Consider the following 16763-nt stretch of genomic DNA (forward strand, 5'->3'; position numbering starts at 1 on the left):
AGAGGTCGTTTTCGTCCTTGAAGTGAATATTCCACCGTATTCCTCGGCGTGTGGGTGTCGTCGTGGCGGGGCTGACGAGTCGGATGCAGGGCGTGGGTCGTGTGGGGTGACCCGAGAGGCGGAACGCGCCTTACGCCTGTCTCATCCCAGGACGTCCGCCGCATGGTCGGTTCAGTGACGAGGGATCACCGCCGCCGCCAGCACCGGCGGACCGGAGCCGATGTATTTCCACCGCCTTCGCGCTGGGACTCGTGCCAGCGACGACGTTCTCGGCGAAGACGGCGCCGTAATCGGTATCTGCTGATGCGCATGCCGCACTCGGTTCCTGCACCCAGGATCAGCAGCACTGCCAAGACCGCCTGAGACACGCAGGCCACCGGCAGATCAGCCCAGGAGAAGCCGTAGCTGATCAGCGCCGAGCAAGTCGACCCCACGCCCAGGACCAGGAAGAGCCGACTCGTCTCACCGGGAACCGGCCCTCCCTTGGCAGCCCACTTCTTCATGCCTTCGACGAACAAGAAGGCAACCAGCGCCGCCACTTCGAGCCCTGCCAACAGGACCGCCAGGCCAATGTCCAGGACCCACTTCAACATGCTCACCATACTGAAGCGGACGGACGGCCACACGCCTGAGTACGGCTACTCAAGTGGAGTGGCCATCAAGCGGGACTTCACAATGCGGCCGTCGCAAAGGTTGCGGCAGGAGCACTTTTTGACGAGGCCACCTGGTCCGTGCTTCCAACGCCGGGACAGACGCCTGGGCGCACGCCCTCTGTCCGGCGGTATCACCTGGTCATGACCAAACGCCGTGCGTATCCAAGTGACCTGTCCGATGCCCGCTGGGCGTTGATCGAGCCGGTGCTGTCGGAATGGCGGGCCGAGCGGCGCCGGTATGCGCTGAACATCGGCCGCCCGCCCGAGCATGACCTGCGCGAGATCACGAACGCGATCCTGTACGTGGACCGCACCGGGGTGCAGTGGCGCTACCTGCCGCACGACTTCCCGCCCTGGGAGACCGTGTACGGCTACTTCGCCAGGTGGCAGAAGGACGGTGTGTTCGCCGAGCTCACCGGCGTGCTCCGGCGACTGTTACGGCAGAAGGAGGGCAGGGATGCGGAGCCGTCCGCATGCGTGATCGACGCCCAAAGCGTGAAGACCTCCACCAGCGTCCCGGCCGCAGGCCAGGGCACGGATGCGGCTAAGAAGATCGTGGGTCGCAAGCGGAGCATCGTCACCGACACCCTCGGCCTACTGCTGGCGGTGCTGGTCACGGGCGCCGGCGTGCAGGACTCCGTCGCAGGCACCGACCTGATCGACCAGGTGGCCGCCGCGCACCCCACCATTCGCAAGGTCTGGGTGGACGGCGGCTACCGCCAACACCTCGTCGAGCACGCAGCAGGGATCGGCATCGACATGGAAATCGTCCAGCGCACGCCCGGAACCAGGGGATTCACCCCACTACCGAAGCGCTGGACCGTGGAGCGGACCTACGGCTGGCTGATGCTCCACCGCCGCCTCGCACGCGACTACGAGACCTTGCCCACCCGCTCCGAAGCCATGATCCACCTCGCCATGACCGACCTAATGGCCCGCCGCCTCACCGGCGAAGCCACCATCTCTTGGCGCGACCCGATATCACAGGAACAAACTCGCATTCCAGGATGAAACACCGGGACAAAACGACCTCTTAGCTAACCCCCCATCCGCTGCCGCCCCGCAACCGTCCTCACTGCATGGGCGACACTGAGGTCGGCGCATCGTGGCGCGCCCTGTCAATCAAGAGGCCACTGCGTGACGGAGCCTGCCCAGAGCGGCCTGGTGCGGGGTGTTTGATGTCTGCATTAGCCCTCTTGGGTCACGTTTGTGATCTGCACGGATACCTTCGTGCCCGACGACGCCGTACTGATCGTGGACGGCCTGTAATTCAGTGTCGTCTCGTTCGACAGCTTGGCCGTCTGGATGACCGGTCCGGACTCGTCACCCTGGATCTCGTAAGTGATCTCGTACACCACGTCCGGATCGATTCCGTTGAAGACGCCCACGTAGGTCAACTCCGGCTCGACCGTCACGTTGCAGCCCGCCGATCCGAAGCACTGCCGTGAGGTGGTGCGCAACTCCATGGTGAAGTCGTCGGCGTCCAGGTCGGAATATGTCGGCTCCATCTCCGTCCCCGGCGATGATTCCGGCACAGCGGCGGCGGTGCCCTCCATGCCGTAGAGGCTGGGCCCGACAGTGGCGGTCGGGTCACTGCCGCCATGGCCGAACTGCGTGACCACGATGCCGGTCGCGACGATCGCGGCGATGACGGCGGCAGCAGAACTGATGATGATGACGTGGGTCCGCGACTTCCTCACCATCGGATCGGGCGGCGGTGGTGGCACAGCGGGCATGTGCGGCGTCGTGTCCTGGCTCATGGATCCCCCCTGGATCATTTATGGGTGGAGGCATGATGCGCAGCTGTGGAGACGGCGTGTAGGCGGAGCCACCGGGGTGTGACCCGAACGGGTGAAGCCCCGGCTGGACGTCGCTGGTCCAGTTGGCGGTCCGGCGGCCGCCGTGGCGGTGAGCAGCTCGCGAGCGGCGTTCGAGACGCGAGACGGTGGCCGCTGAGCAGCCGATCCGCTCCCCGAACGCAGCCAGCGTCCATGCCCGATCGAGGCGGACTTTCAGGGGCGCATCGACTGGAGCATGGTGAGCGTGGATTCCACCTCCTGTCGAGCCCAACAGCATGCTGCCGGTGCACCGCGCAGAACACCCCGGATCCCGAAGCGGAGATCGACGCCTCGGCAGCACCGCCCCGACGAAGGCCTCGGCCGGTCCCGCGGCGGCCTGACCTCCAAGATTCACCTTGCCGGGGAGGGCGGCCGCCGTCCCCTGGCCATGCTGATCACGCCTGGTCAGTGGGGCGACAGTCCACAGCTGATCCCGGTCCTGGAACGCATCAGGGTCAAGCGCCCAGGTGGCGGGCATCCGCGCACTCGTCCCGACCATCTCGGCGGCGATAAGGCGTACAGCTCCCGCCGCAATCGCCGCTACCTGCGTAGACGCCAGATCAAGCACACCATCCCGGAGCCGAAGGATCAGCGGGCCAACCGCCGGCGCCGCAGTAGCCGAGGAGGCCGGCCTACGGGCTTCGACAAGGAGATGTACAAACGCCGGAACGAGGTCGAGCGGACGATCAACCGACTCAAGCACTCCAGGGCCGTCGCGACGCGGTATGACAAGCGTGCCTACGTCTTCCACGGCACCGTCACCGTCGCGTCGATACGCCTCTGGCTCCGAGACCGTGATCAGCCCGCGTCCGGAGTATCGGCCCGCTTCGCCAGCTCGGCAGTCACCTGCCTCAGCAGCACCGTTGGCGATGGCGTGACGGCATACCAGGTGTTCGCACTCTCGTCGTTGGCCGGGGCCCAGGCTGCGACTACGGGGAGTTCACAATGATTGCCGGCCTCCAGTGGGGGCAGCGTCCAGGACATGCCGCGGTAGTGGCCGTAGTCCACGCCCCACGTGGTGAACGACTGGTTGTGGACCTCGTCGATCAGCGCAGCCCACTGCCGGGGTACCTCTCCTGCGTCGGCAACCCCGCACATCGCTTCCTCGTCACTGCCTCCAACAGTGAGCCGGGTGGTCTCGTCCTCCACCGTGACCGCAGCCAGTCCCTGCCCCCCGTCGTACCCTCCGTCGGCACCTTCCGGAAGCCCTGCCGAGAACTGCACTCGCCTGAGCGGTGTGAGGGCGTCGATTCGCCAGACCGCTGCGCGGCAGTCGATCAGTCGCCCCCAGTTCTCGGGGTCGAGCTCGGGATCGTATGGGGTCAGCAGCAGTTCGACGCGGGCTCCGGGAGTTACCCAGCGTGCGAGCGTGCGGTCACCCGGCAGTTGGAACAGCTCATCGGGCTGCAGCGGAAGGCTGGTATTCCCGATCGTCGTGGTGAAGGTCAGCGGGCCGAATGGCGTGTCGATAGCCGGCTGATCGGAGGAACGCAGGCGGGTGCGCGGGACGGTGGGGAGCAGCACCGCCCCAGCCTACTGCGGTGTCCCGGTCATGATCCGCCGGACAGAACCTAGTAGTGCTTCGTTAGGTTCTTCTTCTGGTGAGGGGTCTGCCGCAGGTGGTGCAGGTGCCGTCCCAGCAGCGCAGCAAGTCCTGTAGCGCGTCGAGGACTTGGTAGAGGGTCAGGCTTTCGTGCGGGCTTTTGGGTCGTAGCGCCGCAGGGTGAGGAAGGCCTGTGCGGCGGTGACGAGGGTGACGTGGTGGTGCCAGCCGCGCCAGGTGCGGCCTTCGAAGTGGTCCAGGCCCAGGCCGTGTTTGAGTTCGCAGTAGTCGTGCTCGATGCGCCAGCGCATCTTGGCGAAGCGCACCAGGTCGGCCGTGGGGGTGGTGGCGGGCAGGTTGCTCATCCAGTAGCCGGTGGGCTCGTCGGCTTCTGCGGGCTGTTCGACCAGCAGGGTCCGCAGCGGCAGCACGCCGTCCCACCAGCTGCGGCCGCCGGCGTGTTCCTGCGCGGCGCGGGTGGCTTCCTTGCCCGAGGGCCGCACCTCCAGCACCGCAAAGCGTGAGGTCATTGAGCCCTTGCTGCCCTGGCGCCAGGTGACGGTTTCGAAGACGGTGCCCGAGTCGACCAGGTGTCGCAGGGGACGGGCCGGTTCGCGGTAGCGGGGCAGCGTGGGCGGGCCCAGGCCCCGGTAGGGCGGCAGATACGGCTCGACACCGACCGGGCGGGCGATCTCCTTCGGGTCGACGGCCATGACGTAGGACCAGCCGTGTTCCTCCAGGGCCAGACGGAAGGAGACACTGCGGCCATATCCGCAGTCGGCCACGATCACCGGCACCGCCCCCAGCCAGCCGGCCAGCCTCTCCAGCAGCCCCAGCGCCAGACGCGACTTGGTCACATGCCCGACCTCGGCGGGCACGCCCGCGGCCTGCCGCCGCCGGGCGTCGTGGGCCCATTCCTCGGGCAGGAACAGTTCCCACTCCAGCGGGCAGGACGCACGATCGGTGGCCGCGTGCACGCTGACGGCGACCTGGCAGTTGGCCCGCTTGCCCAGCGCCCCGCAGTACTGCCGGGCCACCCCCACCGAGGCCCGCCCGCACTTGGGAAACGACACATCGTCGATGACCCACACCTCGGGCCTGACCACCTCGACCAGCCGCTCGGCGATCCGCCGCCGCACCGGTGTCCACTGCCACGGCGACTGGTTGACGAACTGCTGCAGGGCCTGCATGTTCCCGTCCGGCAGTCGCTGGGCCATCGGCTGGATCGACTTGCGCCGGCCATCCAGCATCAGCCCGCGCAGATAGCACTCGCCCCTGGCCCGCTGGTCCCTGCGCGGCACCGAAGCGAACACATCGGCCACGAACAGCCCCAACGCGGCCCGTAATCGGTTCACTTCATGCGTGTCCACGTACCCAACATGCTCTTGATCAGCGACAACGCCTAGACCTAACGAAGCACTACTAGGACCTGTCCGGCCGATCATGAGACTACTTCGCAGTCGTGTCGCTGACGTGCGCATGGGGTTGGGTGCTCTGACGGATGCCGAGTGTGGCAGGTAGCAGAATCACCGGCAGGTGATCGACGGGATTCTGCACCTGGTGCGGCCCGGCGTCCAGTGGCGTGATCTGCCCGAGCGGTTCAGCCAGTGGAAGACGGTCTATTGCGAGACACCGATGACAGCCGTCGGTATGTGGCCGGGAGTGACGCGGAGGGCTCGCCCTCAGAATTCCTCAGACCCGAAACCATGGAAGAAGCTTCGTGCCTGCTTGTGGATGTCGAGCTGTGCCGGGTCGCGCCCGCTCATGATCCAGAAGAAGGTGGGTCCGATCAGCAGGTCGATTGCATAATCACCGGCCGTCCGGTGCGGGTCGATGCGATGCAGGACAGCCCTCGCGCTGTCCCTGAGAACGTCCTTGGTCGCGATCAACCGTTTCACCGCCGGATCGTGCTGCGCGGCCGCGAGCAGGGCGCGGTAGCCGGCTCCAGCCGGTGAGTAGGCGAGGAAGCGCATCAGCGCGTCGAGGTAGGACGTGACCTCGTCGAGCCGGGTGCCCGCCGGCTCGACGGCGAGTTCCTCCTCGGCGTCGTCCACACACGCCTCGAAGAGGATCTCCGCCTTCGTCGACCACCAGCGGTAGACCGTCTGCCGCCCGACGCCCGCCCGCACAGCGATGCCCTTCATGGTCATCGCCGCGTAGCCGACCTCCAGCAGCAGATCGTCGACGGCGTGCAGGACGGCCTCGCGCGCCTGCTCGCTGCGGGGTCGGCCACCGCGGCGTTTCGTCTCGATCATCCCGCCATGGTACCGAGGCCGCCCGACGGGATCAGCGCCTCACCGAATAACTGGACACCGTGCACCGATACCTCTTAGAGTTTCGGTACACAGTGAACCGAAACCGGTGGGCGAGGGTCACGCCCGCCCTCGTCGCAGAGGTCACGGGCACCCGCAAGCTTCCCGGCTGGAATCCGACCTTCCCGGCCCGGTCGAGGTTCATCGTGACCACCATCCAGCATCCCGCGAGGAGATTCCCCATGTCCGACTTCGAGCCCGCCGTAACGGCGTTCATCCTCCTCAAGACCAATCGAGCTTGGTTGGAGCTGTCCGTGCCGGAGCGCGTCGCCGCCTTCCAGGAGAGCGTCCTGCCCGCCGTCAAGGACAAAGCCAAGGACGTACGTTGGCGCTACTTCGACACCGAGTTCTACACCGCCCGCGTCACCGACATCTGGGTCTGGGAGGCACGCGATCACCAGTCCTTCCAGTTGGTCGTCGAGGCGTTGCGCGAGACGCCGTTCTGGGACCACTACTTCGAGGTCGTCGAAATTCTTGTGGGTGTCGAGAACGGGTATGCCAAGAACTACGACCCCGGCATTCTGGCGACCGTCGACGCCTGAGCGTGCGTCAGCCAGTGCGGCGCGCAGGCAACCGTCCGTCGAACCGCGATTCGGCACCGGGCCAACCTCGCACCGGAAGCACGCGCCCCGGCTCCCAGCCGTCTCGGCCGACACCCATCCGGCAGCGCCAGCACTCGCCCGCAGTGCAGCGGCCTTGCTCTCGCCGCACCAGGCGGGCCTGGACTCCGGTCTCTGGGCATCACAGCCCTGGATGCCCGCACCAGCCTGGGCGCCGCGGCCCGCCGACATCCCCCTGTCCGCCCGCTCCGGTCACTCTGCCGGTGGCGCCGCTGGCCGTGTTCGCCGGCTACGAGAACATCACCCAGACGCGCACGATCGCGAAATCGTGCAAACACACGATATCGCGCTTTGCCTCCGGCCGAGTACAACACCCCGCCCCGTTGAGGAGCCTCAATGCCCGCCGTCCTGAACCCCGTCCTCGATCTTCTGGCCATGCGCGGCACCGTCACCGAGGCCGAGCAGCTCACCGCCCGGATACGTCGGCTGCGCATCGAGAGCGGACAACTGGCCGGCTTGGAGGTCCAACCGGGCCAGCAAGTACGTGTCCTGGTGGGCGGACTCACCCTCCGTACGTACTCGATCTGGCACTACGACCCGTCCGGCGGCGTCGAGCTGTGCGTACTGGACCACGCCGAAGGTGGACCGGGCGCCCGGTGGGGCCACACTGTCGCACCGGGCGAACAGGTGCGGCTGCGGCGGCCCGAGGGCACCTTCACGCTGCGCCCCGACGCCACCCACCATCTCTTCGTCGGCGACGAGACGGCCTCGGTCGCGTTCGGTGCGATGCTTGCGGCGCTGCCCAGGGACGCCGCGGTCTCCGGGTGCATCGAGACAGCAACAGCCACGGACCGGCTACCCCTGCCATGCGGCGACCGACTGGACTGGGTACTCCGGGGCGAGACGTCCCTGCCGGACGCGGTACGACGACTCGCCCCCGCACCCGGCGGGATCGCCTATGTCGCCGGAGAGGCACGGGACGTGCAAGCAGTGCGGCAGGTGCTCCGGCAAGCTGGCTGGGACCGGCGCGCGGTCCTGACCAAGCCCTTCTGGACGCCGGGCAAGAAGGGCATGGAATGACAGCCAAGGCGTACTCCTCCGCCCGCCACTCAACTGGCACTTGCCCGGCCAACCATGCTGCTCGGGGCTGATGCTTAGACGTCATTTCAGTTGGTGTGATCTTGCGGCAGTCTGGGGTGATGACTGCTGCGCTTGTCGAACGGTTGGCGCCTGAAGATCTGTGGGAGTTCCAGCGGGTCGTCCCGCCGGCGCCCGAACGCCCGCAAGGCGGAGGACACCGTCGGCGAGGGGACCGCGAGGTGCTGGCCGCGATCATCTTCGTGGCCTCGGGCTGCACCTGGAACCAACTGCCACCTGGCTTCGGACTGTCAGGCGTGACCGCCTTCCGCCGGTTCACCGAATGGACCGAGGCCAGGGTGTGGGCCAAGCTCCACCGCCTGGTCCTGGACGAACTCGGATCCCAGGGCGGTCTGGACTGGTCGCGCTGCGCGATCGACTCCGTGAGCGTCCGGGCCCTCAAAGGGGGCAGCTGACAGGACCGAATCCGACCGACCGAGGCAAGAAGGGATCGAAAATCCACCTCATCGTCGACCGCAGCGGCCTGCCGCTGTCGATCGGCATCTCCGCCGCGAACCTCCACGACAGCCAGGCCCTGATCCCGCTCGTCCGCGGCATCCCACCCATCCGCTCACGCCGTGGCCCGCGCCGCCGACGGCCCGGGAAACTGCACGCAGACAAGGGCTACGACTACCAGCACCTGCGGCGATGGCTGACCTCCCGCGGCATCCGGCACCGCATCGCCCGCAAAGGCATCGAGTCATCCCAACGGCTTGGGAGACACCGCTGGGTGGTGGAACGAACCGTCTCCTGGCTGTCCGGCTGCCGACGCCTCCACCGCCGCTACGAGCGAAAGCCAGAACACTTCCTGGCCTTCACGGCTATCGCTGCGACCCTCATATGCCACCGCAGGCTCACCAACTGAAATGACGTCTAAAGCGTCCTGCAGAGCGTCAGCCGCGCCCTGCGCCTCGATCAAACCGAACACGCCCACCTGCTGGACCTCATCCGCACCGGCAGCGGGATACGGCCGTGCCGCCCGGCCACCGCAGCACCCGTACTGCGCCCCTCCATACAGCGCATTCTCGACTCCATGACCACCACACCCGCCCTGGTCCTCAACGGCCGCCTGGACGTCGTCGGCGCGAACGCCCTGGGACAGGCCTTGTACCAGCCCATGTACGGCGCTTGCGGGAACGCCAACACAGCACACTTCGCCTTCACCGACCCCGGCGCACGAACGTTCTGGCAAGACTGGAGCATGATCGCGGACGACATCGCGAACGCCCTGCGGGCAGAGTCCGCCGGCAACCCGTGCGACCGCCTCCTGACCGAACTGACCGATGAGCTGGCCGCTCGCAGCCCACAGTTCGCATCACGCTGGGCTCGCCACGACGTCCATGTCGCGCACACCGGAACCCACCGGATCGAACATCCCCTGGTCGGTGGTCTCACCCTGCCCTTCGAGTCCACACCCCTGGCCGCCGACCCTGGCCAGACCCTGCTCATGTACAGCGTCACTCCTGGTTCAACCGCGCAAGACGCGCTCCACATCATGGCCAGCTGGACGACATCCCACCCGTAGGGAACCTTCAGGCTGCTCGCCTCACGACTGGTACGGATCACCCAACATGGCTTTGCGGACCGCTCCGGTTTCGGTAGAGATATTGAATGTCGATGGCCGCCGGGGCTTGATCAACTCGGTCTTGAACAGGCCGATCAGGCTCTTCGTCAAGGGGTTGTCGTAGGCGTCGCAGACCGATCCGATGGAGGCCGTGATGCCTGCGGTGTCCGGATGGTAGGCAAGCCGGGAACTCGTGTACTGCGACCCGGCGTCCGAGTGATGGATCAACCTGCCTGGCCGAACCGGGTGTTCATCACGGTCGCGTTGCCGGAGCGCCATCTCCAGGGTGTCCGGCACGAAGACCGTTTCCTTCACGGTGGCCGCGGACCGGCCGACGATCCGGCGGGAGAAGGTGTTCACGACGAAGGCGACGTGGACGACGCCTGCCCAGGCCTTCACATGGGTGAAGTCCGCCACCCATCACCGGTTCGGGACGCCGGCCACGAAGTCACGGTCGGCCAGGTCCGGAGCCCGCTCGACCTGCCCACCGGGCAGCGTGGTGATCACCCCGTCCCGCCCCGTTCTGGCGGACGGCGCGGCCTGGCGTCTGCGGCGCGCGTAGTAGGTAGCGGGGGCGACCTTTGCCCGGATTCATGGGATCGTGTGTGACCTGCTGCCCGAGGTCGGCAGCGACGAAACCTTTGCGGGCCCGTTCAGCCGGTCTCTGCCGCCGCCCGCGCGAACTGCGCCCGGTACAAGCGGGTGTAGGCGCCGTCGGCGGCCAGCAGCTCCTCGTGCGTTCCCTGTTCCACGATCGAGCCGTTCCCCATCACGAGGATGGTGTCGGCGTCCCGGACGGTGGAGAGCCGGTGAGCGATGACGAACGAGGTGCGTCCACGCGCGAGTTCGGCCATCGCCTTCTGGATCAGGATCTCCGTTCGGGTGTCCACCGAACTCGTGGCCTCGTCGAGGACGAGCAGCACGGGGTCGGACAGGAACGCCCGCGCGATGGCGATGAGCTGCTTCTCACCGGCGCTCACCCCGGAACCCTCGTCACCGATCACGGTGTCGTAGCCGTCCGGCAGCGTGCGGATGAACCGGTCGGCCTGGGCAGCCCGGGCCGCCTCCTCGATCTCGCCGCGGGTGACCTCGCCCGAGGCGCCGTAGGCGATGTTCTCCGCGACGGTGCCGCGGAAGAGCCAGGTGTCCTGCAGCACCATGCCGACCGCGCCGCGCACGTGATCCCGGTGCATCGTCGCGATGTCCACCCCGTCGAGGGTGATGCGTCCGCCGGAGATCTCGTGGAACCGCATCAGGAGACCGGCGAGCGTGGTCTTCCCTGCGCCCGTCGGGCCGACGACCGCCACGGTGCGGCCCGGGTCGACCGTCAGTGACAGGTCTTCTATCAACGGCTTGCCGGGTTCGTACCGGAACGAGACGTGCTCCAGCGCCACCCGCCCGCGCACGGCGACCGGCGGTGCGGCCTCGACGGGGTCGGCCCGCTGCTCCTCGGCGTCCAGGAGCTCGAAGACCCGCTCGGCCGAGGCGACACCCGACTGGATCAAGGTCGCCATCGACGCCATCTGTGTGATCGGCACGGAGAACTGCCGCGAGTAGTGTATGAACGCCTGCACGTCACCGATGGACAGCGACCCGGAGGCGACCCGCAGCCCGCCGGCCATGGCCACCAGCACATAGTTCAGGTTGCAGACACAGATCATCAAGGACTGCATGATGCCGCTGTGGAGCTGGGCACGGAGCCCGGCCTCGTGGAGCTCCTCGTTGCATTCGGCCAGCCGTCGCGTGGCGTCCTGCCGGCGTCCGAGCGCTTTCACCAGCGCGTGCCCGGTGTACATCTCCTCGACGTACGCGTTGAGCCTGCCGACGGCCCGGCCCTGCCGCGCGAAGTGCGGCTGCGACCGCGCCCCGACGTACGCGGCGACGAAGAACGACAAGGGCACCGTGACGAGGGCCATCAGCGCCAGGGTCCACGACAGCCAGCACATCATCGCCAGGACACCGACGACGGTCAGCATCGAGTTGATGAGCTGGCTCGCGGACTGCTGGAGCGTCTGCCCGACGTTGTCGATGTCGTTGGCGGCACGACTGAGCACTTCGCCCCGTTGCCCGTTGTCGAAGTAGGACAGCGGCAGTCGTGACAGCTTGGCCTGGACGTCCTCGCGCATCCGGTACATCGTCCGGTTGGCGGCCCGGTTCACCAGCCGGGTCGCCACCGTCATCAGCAGACCGGCGACCGCGAACACGGCCAGCGCGAGCAGGAGCACCCGGGCCACGGCGGCGAAGTCGACACCGCCCTCGCCCTCGGCCGGCACCGGCCGGCCGGAGGCGCCGTCGACCACCAGGTCGGTCGCCGCGGCGAGGATCCTCGGCCCGGTCACGTTCAGGACCACACTGGCGACCAGACAGGCCAACAGGGCGCACGCGGTGCTGCGTTCGGCGGCGAACCGTACGATGAGGCGTCTGCCCGACGCGGTGAAGTCCGCCGGGCGCTGACCGGCCCCGCCCTCGATCGTTCCCCGCCGCGTCATCAGGCAGCCTCGGCTTCCGTCAACTGGGAGAGCACGATCTCCCGGTAGGTCTCGTTCCGCGCCATCAGTTCGCGGTGCCGTCCGGTGCCCACGACCCGTCCTTCGTCCAGCACGACGATCCGGTCGGCGTCCCGTACGGTCGACACCCGTTGCGCGACGATCACGACGGTCGCCTCGTCGGTCTCCCGCGCGAGTGCCTCCCGGAGGGCCGCGTCGGTGGCCGGGTCCAGTGCGGAGAAGGAGTCGTCGAAGAGGTAGATCTCGGGCCGCTGCACGATCGCGCGGGCGACGGCCAGCCGCTGGCGCTGACCGCCCGACATCTTCGCGCCGCTCTGTGAGACCGGCGCGTCGAGTCCGCCCTCCAGGCCTTCGACGAAGCTCCTGGCCTGTGCCACCTCCAGCGCGTGCCACAGTTCCTCGTCGGTGGCCTCCGGGCGCCCGTACCGGAGATTGCCGGCGACCGTGCCGGTGAACAGGTACGGCTTCTGCGGGACCAGACCGACCGTCCGGGCGAGCAGGTGCGGGTCGATGTCCGCGACGGGGACACCGTCCACGAGGACCTCACCGTCGGTCGGGTCGTAGAGCCGGGGCACCAGGCCGAGCAGGGTCGTCTTGCCGCTGCCCGTGGAACCGATGACGGCGATCACCTCGCCGCGCCGCGCCACCAGGTCGACCGCCTGCAGCACCGGCTTCTCGGCACCCGGGTGACGCAGGCCGGCGCCGCGGATCTCCAGATGCCCGTGGCGGGGCAGCTCGGTGACGGGCTCGGCGGCCGGTGCGACGCCGGCAGGGGTGTCCAACACCTCACGGATGCGTTCGGCGCACACCTCGGCACGGGGTACCAGCATGAACAGGACCGCGGCCGTCATCACGGAGTTGACGATCAGCGTGAGATAGGTGAGGAACGCGGTCAGTTCGCCGATCCGCAGGTCTCCACCGTCGACACGGTGCGCGCCGAACCACAGCACCGCGACCGACGACAGGTTCACCACCGTCATGACCGTCGGGGTCAGCAGCGCGAGCATGCTGCCGGAGTCCGTCGACACCCGGGTCAGGGCGCCGTTGACCTGCGCGAACCGCCGCGTCTCGTACGCATCCCGGACGAAGGCCCGGATCACCCGGTTGCCGGTGATCTGCTCGCGGAGCACCCGGTTCACCTGGTCGAGGTGTTCCTGTACCGCGCGGGAGAGCGGTCGGACCCGTCGTACGATCAGGGCCACGCAGACACCCAGTACCGGTACGGCCACGACCAGCACCCCGGACAGCGGCACGTCCAGGCCGAGCGCCATCACGATGCCGCCCACCGCCGTGACGGGCGCCGACATCAGGAGGGTGAGGGTCATCAGGACCAGCGTCTGGACCTGCTGCACATCGTTCGTGGTGCGGGTGACCAGCGAGGGTACTCCGAAGTGGGCGACCTCACGCAGGGAGAACGACTGGACGTGGTCGAAGACGGCGGCACGCACGTCCCGGCCGAGTGCCGACGCTATGCGCACCCCGTGGTACACGGCGCCGATGTTGCATACCACCTGGACCAGTGAGACACCGGTCATCAGGCGTCCGTCGTGGAGGATGGATCCGGTGTCGCCCTCGGCGATGCCGTTGTCGATGATCGCCGCGTTCAGGGTGGGCAGGCAGAGCGTGGCACAGGTCTGCAGGAGCTGGAGCAGCGTCAGCAGGACGACAGGGCCGCGGTAGGGCCTGAGATAGGTCCGTAGAAGTCGTATGAGCAACGCTGCCTCTGGGCGTTGGCTTGGGCGTGGGCCGACGAGTGGGGGTCGCGCACCCCGGCGCCGAGGTGCGCGACCCATTGCACTACCGGTGTGGTCAGGCGTCGATGGCAGCGGTGCAGTGGTTGCTGATGCTGCTGCTCAGCGCCAGGGCGATCTCCGGCTCGGCGGAGTCGTCGGTGGTCAGGATCTGCAAGTCGAGAACGGCGTTCATGCTTCCTCCAGGGTGAGAGCACTCCGGGAATGTCCCGGAGTCTTCGATCGCAGCGGGCTCCGGCTGAGCGGTAGCCCGGTCGACTGCGACCAAATCGAGGGGGATGTGTCCACTGCCGGCCGGTCCTCCGCACCGATGCACCGGCGCGCGGCGCACAGGGCGAGAAGGATTCCCGCGCCACCGGTGGCCAGGTCCATGGAGAGACGGAGCAGCCAGCGGCCGGGGAAGGCGATACCGGACTTCAGGGACACGGCGTGCAAGGCGAGACCTCGGACGTGACGGGTCAGTGCCTCGCGGCGGCCGGGGAACTCGGGTTGTGCGGCCAGCATCGCCATCAGGCCGGCCCGGCCCGCGAGGAGGCCGGGCTCGACGGTGAACCGCGCCTGTGCGGCCAGCAGGATTCCCCGGTAGGTCTCTCGCAGGCGTTCGTCCTCGCGGAACCGCAGGTAGGCCGCCATGGGCTCCGCGAGTCCCGCGCTGCCCGTTCCGAGGTACGGAAGGAGACGCCTTCCGTCTCTGACGGACACCTCGCCGTCGCCGTTCGCCTCACAGAAGTCCAGGTCGCGGTCGAGCGCCTTCTTCGCGAGGTCGAGACAGCCGGTGTCCTGGGTGTCCTCGTAGGTGCGGAGCAGGAGAGAAGCCGCTCCGGTCCAGCCGTCCATGAGGCCTGCCGCACGGGACGTGCCGGGGACGGAGAGCTGCGAGGCCAGGCGGTCGATCACCTCGTCCGTGCGAGCCCGCCAGACCGAGTCGCCGGTCACCGACGCGAAGTAGCGCGTCGTGAACCCGATGCCGGCGAGCCCGCCACGCAGGTGCGGCGCCGCCACCGACGACGCGGCGGCATCGGCCCGTTCCAGCACGCGCAGCGCCTCGTCCTCGCGGCCCAGGCCGTGCAGCACGAGTGCCGCTCCGTGCAGTCCGTCGTGGAGGCCGGCCCGCGCCGGCACCCGAAGTGCCGTCCTCGCCAGCCAGTCGACATGACCCGGATCCACCGGGTGACCGGCATCGTGCAGGGCGAACAGCACTCCCGCCGCGCCGTGGGCCAGATCGTACCCACCGTCCGTCAGCGCACGCGGGTCACCGGGAAACAACCGGTCGGTGCGCTCAGGGGTGGCGGACTCGGCGACGGCCTCCCGTATCTTGTCCAGGAGAGCGTCCATGGCCGGACCGCTGGGGTCCCCGGCCGCGGCCGTGAACCCGCTGCCGGGCCGGGCCGGGATGTACTGGAGGCCGAGCGCACGACGCATCGACACCTGGGTGGCCGTCATGGCCGGGGCGGCTGACGGGAAGTGCTCGCCGATTATCTCGGCGTAGTCGTCGATCTTGCTCTTGTCGAGGTCGAGCAGCGTGGTCAGCGGCAGGAACATGGCCAGCCGAATGCAGTCGAGGGCGTACCAGTCCCGCGCCGGGCCGTCCAGCACCTCGGGATGGATGAAACCGGGACACCCGAGACGGGGTGCGGGCCCACGGTCCGGGCGGTACGCGATCTCGAAGTCCACCAGGGCTATCCGCCCGTCGGGCCGTACCAGGATGTTGCGTGGATGCAGATCCGCGAACACGTATCCCGTGTCGTGCAGTTCCTGCAGGGCCCGCTCCAGTTGGTCGCACAGGCCCAGCGCCTCCGCCGCGTAGGCGGTGGCCCGCTCCGGCTCCTGCGTGCCGCTGGTGAGCGGGTTGTGCGCGGCGAGGTAGCTCCACAAGGTGTCGCCCTCGATGTACTCCTCGGCGAGGAAGTGGTGCTCCCATACCGTGAACGTCCGCAGCAAAGAGGGTACGAACTCCAAGTCGCTCAGGGCTTGCAGGGTTTCGGCCTCGGCGTACAGCCGTGACACCGCGTCACGTCCGCTCCCGTCGAGTCCCGCGTGGGGCCGTGCCTCGCGCAGGACGACCCGCCGGCCGGTCGAGGGGTCGCGAGCCAGGTAGATACCGCCGGCGTTGGAGAAGTGCAGGGCGCTCTCCACGGCATAGGGCATACCGTCGACGGCTGCCGTGGCGTGCGTCTCCATCATCCGCGCGACGGAGTCCGGGACCGACACCCAGTCCGGAACGTGGAACCGGGGTTCCCGTCTGTCCGGTACGAGTGTCCCGTCGGGACGCCGGACGGCCAGCTGCTCGTGGCCGTTCTCGTCCGTGCAGTACATCTTGCGGAAGCCGCCGTAGCGGACGTACAACGGTCCGTCGCCCCAGCGGAGATCGCTCAGTATGTAAGGGCCGGAGCGCCCCGAGAGTTTCCCGGCGAGGACGTCCAGCGCGTTCGTGAGCGCCGTTTCGTCATCCGGGTACATGGTGATCAGCTTGCCGCTGCTGCCTCGGTTCGCGCCTTTGTCGTTGAGCGACCTGTGTGTGGTCGGCTTGGTGAGGAACTTGAAGTCGACATCCTGCGCGAGACAGTATGCGGCGACGATTTCCATCGTGTCTTCGGCGTCCTCGGGGCGGACCGACACGTGAATCTTCCAGCCCTGCTCCGGGATGTCCTTGCCTTTGCGCCCGAAGTAGGTCCAGTAGCCGTCGGAGGCCTTGTTCCAGGTTTCGGGAAGGGAGCGGTCGGCCATCGCGAAATTCGGGCCACCGGCCGCGGACGGGTGCTCATAGAAGAACTTGTCGGCGTGACAGTAAGGCAGGTAGTCTTCCACTTCGCATTCCTCCGCGCAATGGTGCTGATACCGCATCCCCATCGGGTGCCGGAGTGGGCTCCGTGTTCACCAGTGTGCGTCCGGGGGGTC

Annotated in this window: 15 protein-coding genes and 2 pseudogenes; 7 read left to right on the forward strand and 10 right to left on the reverse strand. The window is 67.9% G+C overall.

The features are described 5' to 3' along the window. Nucleotides 1-185: 185 nt before the first annotated feature. Entirely contained in the window at nucleotides 186-593 is a 408-nt protein-coding gene (locus tag AOQ37_RS33075) for a hypothetical protein (RefSeq protein WP_159401393.1), read from the reverse strand. A 201-nt stretch (nucleotides 594-794) separates the two neighbouring features. On the opposite strand from AOQ37_RS33075, the gene AOQ37_RS33080 reads away from it, so the two are divergent. Further along, a complete protein-coding gene (locus tag AOQ37_RS33080) occupies nucleotides 795-1664 on the forward strand; it encodes an IS5 family transposase (RefSeq protein ID WP_063781202.1) in 870 nt (289 codons plus the stop codon). A gap of 176 nt (nucleotides 1665-1840) precedes the next feature. Here AOQ37_RS33080 and AOQ37_RS33085 read toward each other — a convergent pair whose 3' ends face one another. Further along, on the reverse strand, nucleotides 1841-2413 hold the full coding sequence (locus AOQ37_RS33085) for a hypothetical protein (protein WP_062649988.1): 573 nt from the start codon (nucleotides 2411-2413) through the stop codon (nucleotides 1841-1843). 244 nt (nucleotides 2414-2657) lie between these two features. On the opposite strand from AOQ37_RS33085, the pseudogene AOQ37_RS39140 reads away from it, so the two are divergent. Beyond that, nucleotides 2658-3281 (forward strand): annotated as a pseudogene (locus tag AOQ37_RS39140) (IS5 family transposase); the annotation flags it as partial. A gap of 8 nt (nucleotides 3282-3289) precedes the next feature. On the opposite strand, the gene AOQ37_RS40555 reads toward AOQ37_RS39140, so the two are convergent. Continuing rightward, complete coding sequence (locus AOQ37_RS40555; protein ID WP_062649990.1) at nucleotides 3290-4015, reverse strand: hypothetical protein; 726 nt, start codon at nucleotides 4013-4015, stop codon at nucleotides 3290-3292. A 159-nt stretch (nucleotides 4016-4174) separates the two neighbouring features. Further along, nucleotides 4175-5404: an IS701 family transposase gene (locus AOQ37_RS33095; RefSeq protein ID WP_078890457.1), complete on the reverse strand. Its 1230-nt coding sequence runs from the start codon at nucleotides 5402-5404 to the stop codon at nucleotides 4175-4177. Between the two features lie 166 nt (nucleotides 5405-5570). Between AOQ37_RS33095 and AOQ37_RS41540 the strand changes: the two are divergent. Next, nucleotides 5571-5648, forward strand: a pseudogene (locus tag AOQ37_RS41540) (IS5-like element ISNeu3 family transposase); the annotation flags it as partial. Between the two features lie 68 nt (nucleotides 5649-5716). Here the strand turns inward: AOQ37_RS41540 and AOQ37_RS33100 are convergent. Next, on the reverse strand, nucleotides 5717-6289 hold the full coding sequence (locus AOQ37_RS33100) for a TetR/AcrR family transcriptional regulator (RefSeq protein WP_062649992.1): 573 nt from the start codon (nucleotides 6287-6289) through the stop codon (nucleotides 5717-5719). A gap of 239 nt (nucleotides 6290-6528) precedes the next feature. Between AOQ37_RS33100 and AOQ37_RS33110 the strand changes: the two genes are divergently transcribed. The 4 genes from AOQ37_RS33110 to AOQ37_RS33125 all read left to right on the forward strand — a co-directional run bounded on the left by AOQ37_RS33110 (nucleotide 6529) and on the right by AOQ37_RS33125 (nucleotide 9568). Then, nucleotides 6529-6888, forward strand: coding sequence for a darcynin family protein (locus tag AOQ37_RS33110; protein WP_062649996.1), 360 nt, complete (start codon nucleotides 6529-6531; stop codon nucleotides 6886-6888). A gap of 414 nt (nucleotides 6889-7302) precedes the next feature. Further along, nucleotides 7303-7986, forward strand: a complete 684-nt coding sequence (locus AOQ37_RS33115; protein WP_062649998.1) for a siderophore-interacting protein — start codon at nucleotides 7303-7305, stop codon at nucleotides 7984-7986. Between the two features lie 119 nt (nucleotides 7987-8105). Then, nucleotides 8106-8908, forward strand: a protein-coding gene (locus AOQ37_RS39150; RefSeq protein WP_107085362.1) for an IS5 family transposase whose coding sequence is annotated in 2 segments (ribosomal slippage) — nucleotides 8106-8447 and nucleotides 8450-8908 — 801 coding nt in all. Because the reading frame shifts where the segments join, the coding sequence is not laid out codon by codon here. A 147-nt stretch (nucleotides 8909-9055) separates the two neighbouring features. Next, entirely contained in the window at nucleotides 9056-9568 is a 513-nt protein-coding gene (locus AOQ37_RS33125) for an MmyB family transcriptional regulator (RefSeq protein ID WP_267888028.1), read from the forward strand. A gap of 21 nt (nucleotides 9569-9589) precedes the next feature. On the opposite strand, the gene AOQ37_RS33130 is transcribed toward AOQ37_RS33125, so the two are convergent. From AOQ37_RS33130 to lanKC, 5 genes are all read right to left on the reverse strand, one after another. Beyond that, nucleotides 9590-10024 (reverse strand): DDE-type integrase/transposase/recombinase, encoded by a 435-nt coding sequence (locus AOQ37_RS33130; RefSeq protein WP_078890459.1) that lies wholly within the window; start codon nucleotides 10022-10024, stop codon nucleotides 9590-9592. A gap of 236 nt (nucleotides 10025-10260) precedes the next feature. Continuing rightward, nucleotides 10261-12096 (reverse strand): ABC transporter ATP-binding protein, encoded by a 1836-nt coding sequence (locus AOQ37_RS33135; RefSeq protein WP_062650002.1) that lies wholly within the window; start codon nucleotides 12094-12096, stop codon nucleotides 10261-10263. Then, complete coding sequence (locus AOQ37_RS33140) at nucleotides 12096-13829, reverse strand: ABC transporter ATP-binding protein (RefSeq protein WP_062650004.1); 1734 nt, start codon at nucleotides 13827-13829, stop codon at nucleotides 12096-12098. Before AOQ37_RS33140 ends, AOQ37_RS33135 begins: the two co-directional genes overlap by 1 nt. Before the next feature lie 94 nt (nucleotides 13830-13923). Beyond that, the gene (locus AOQ37_RS40945) at nucleotides 13924-14040 is read right to left on the reverse strand and encodes a class III lanthipeptide (protein WP_199825121.1); all 117 of its coding nucleotides are present in this window, start codon (nucleotides 14038-14040) and stop codon (nucleotides 13924-13926) included. Next, nucleotides 14037-16673, reverse strand: a complete 2637-nt coding sequence (lanKC, locus tag AOQ37_RS33145; protein ID WP_062650006.1) for a class III lanthionine synthetase LanKC — start codon at nucleotides 16671-16673, stop codon at nucleotides 14037-14039. Before lanKC ends, AOQ37_RS40945 begins: the two co-directional genes overlap by 4 nt. Nucleotides 16674-16763: the final 90 nt, after the last annotated feature.

The sequence above is a fragment of the Streptomyces maremycinicus genome (assembly GCF_001184025.1).
In the GTDB taxonomy this organism is placed as follows: Bacteria; Actinomycetota; Actinomycetes; order Streptomycetales; family Streptomycetaceae; genus Streptomyces; species Streptomyces maremycinicus.

Excerpts from the sequence above, each read along its gene's own strand:
- AOQ37_RS33085 (WP_062649988.1), bottom strand. The coding sequence starts at position 2,413 with ATGAGCCAGGACACGACGCCGCACATGCCCGCTGTGCCACCACCGCCG.
- AOQ37_RS40945 (WP_199825121.1), bottom strand. The coding sequence starts at position 14,040 with ATGAACGCCGTTCTCGACTTGCAGATCCTGACCACCGACGACTCCGCC.
- AOQ37_RS33115 (WP_062649998.1), top strand. The coding sequence starts at position 7,303 with ATGCCCGCCGTCCTGAACCCCGTCCTCGATCTTCTGGCCATGCGCGGC.
- AOQ37_RS33080 (WP_063781202.1), top strand. The coding sequence starts at position 795 with ATGACCAAACGCCGTGCGTATCCAAGTGACCTGTCCGATGCCCGCTGG.
- AOQ37_RS33110 (WP_062649996.1), top strand. The coding sequence starts at position 6,529 with ATGTCCGACTTCGAGCCCGCCGTAACGGCGTTCATCCTCCTCAAGACC.
- AOQ37_RS33135 (WP_062650002.1), bottom strand. The coding sequence starts at position 12,096 with ATGACGCGGCGGGGAACGATCGAGGGCGGGGCCGGTCAGCGCCCGGCG.
- AOQ37_RS33100 (WP_062649992.1), bottom strand. The coding sequence starts at position 6,289 with ATGATCGAGACGAAACGCCGCGGTGGCCGACCCCGCAGCGAGCAGGCG.
- AOQ37_RS33075 (WP_159401393.1), bottom strand. The coding sequence starts at position 593 with ATGTTGAAGTGGGTCCTGGACATTGGCCTGGCGGTCCTGTTGGCAGGG.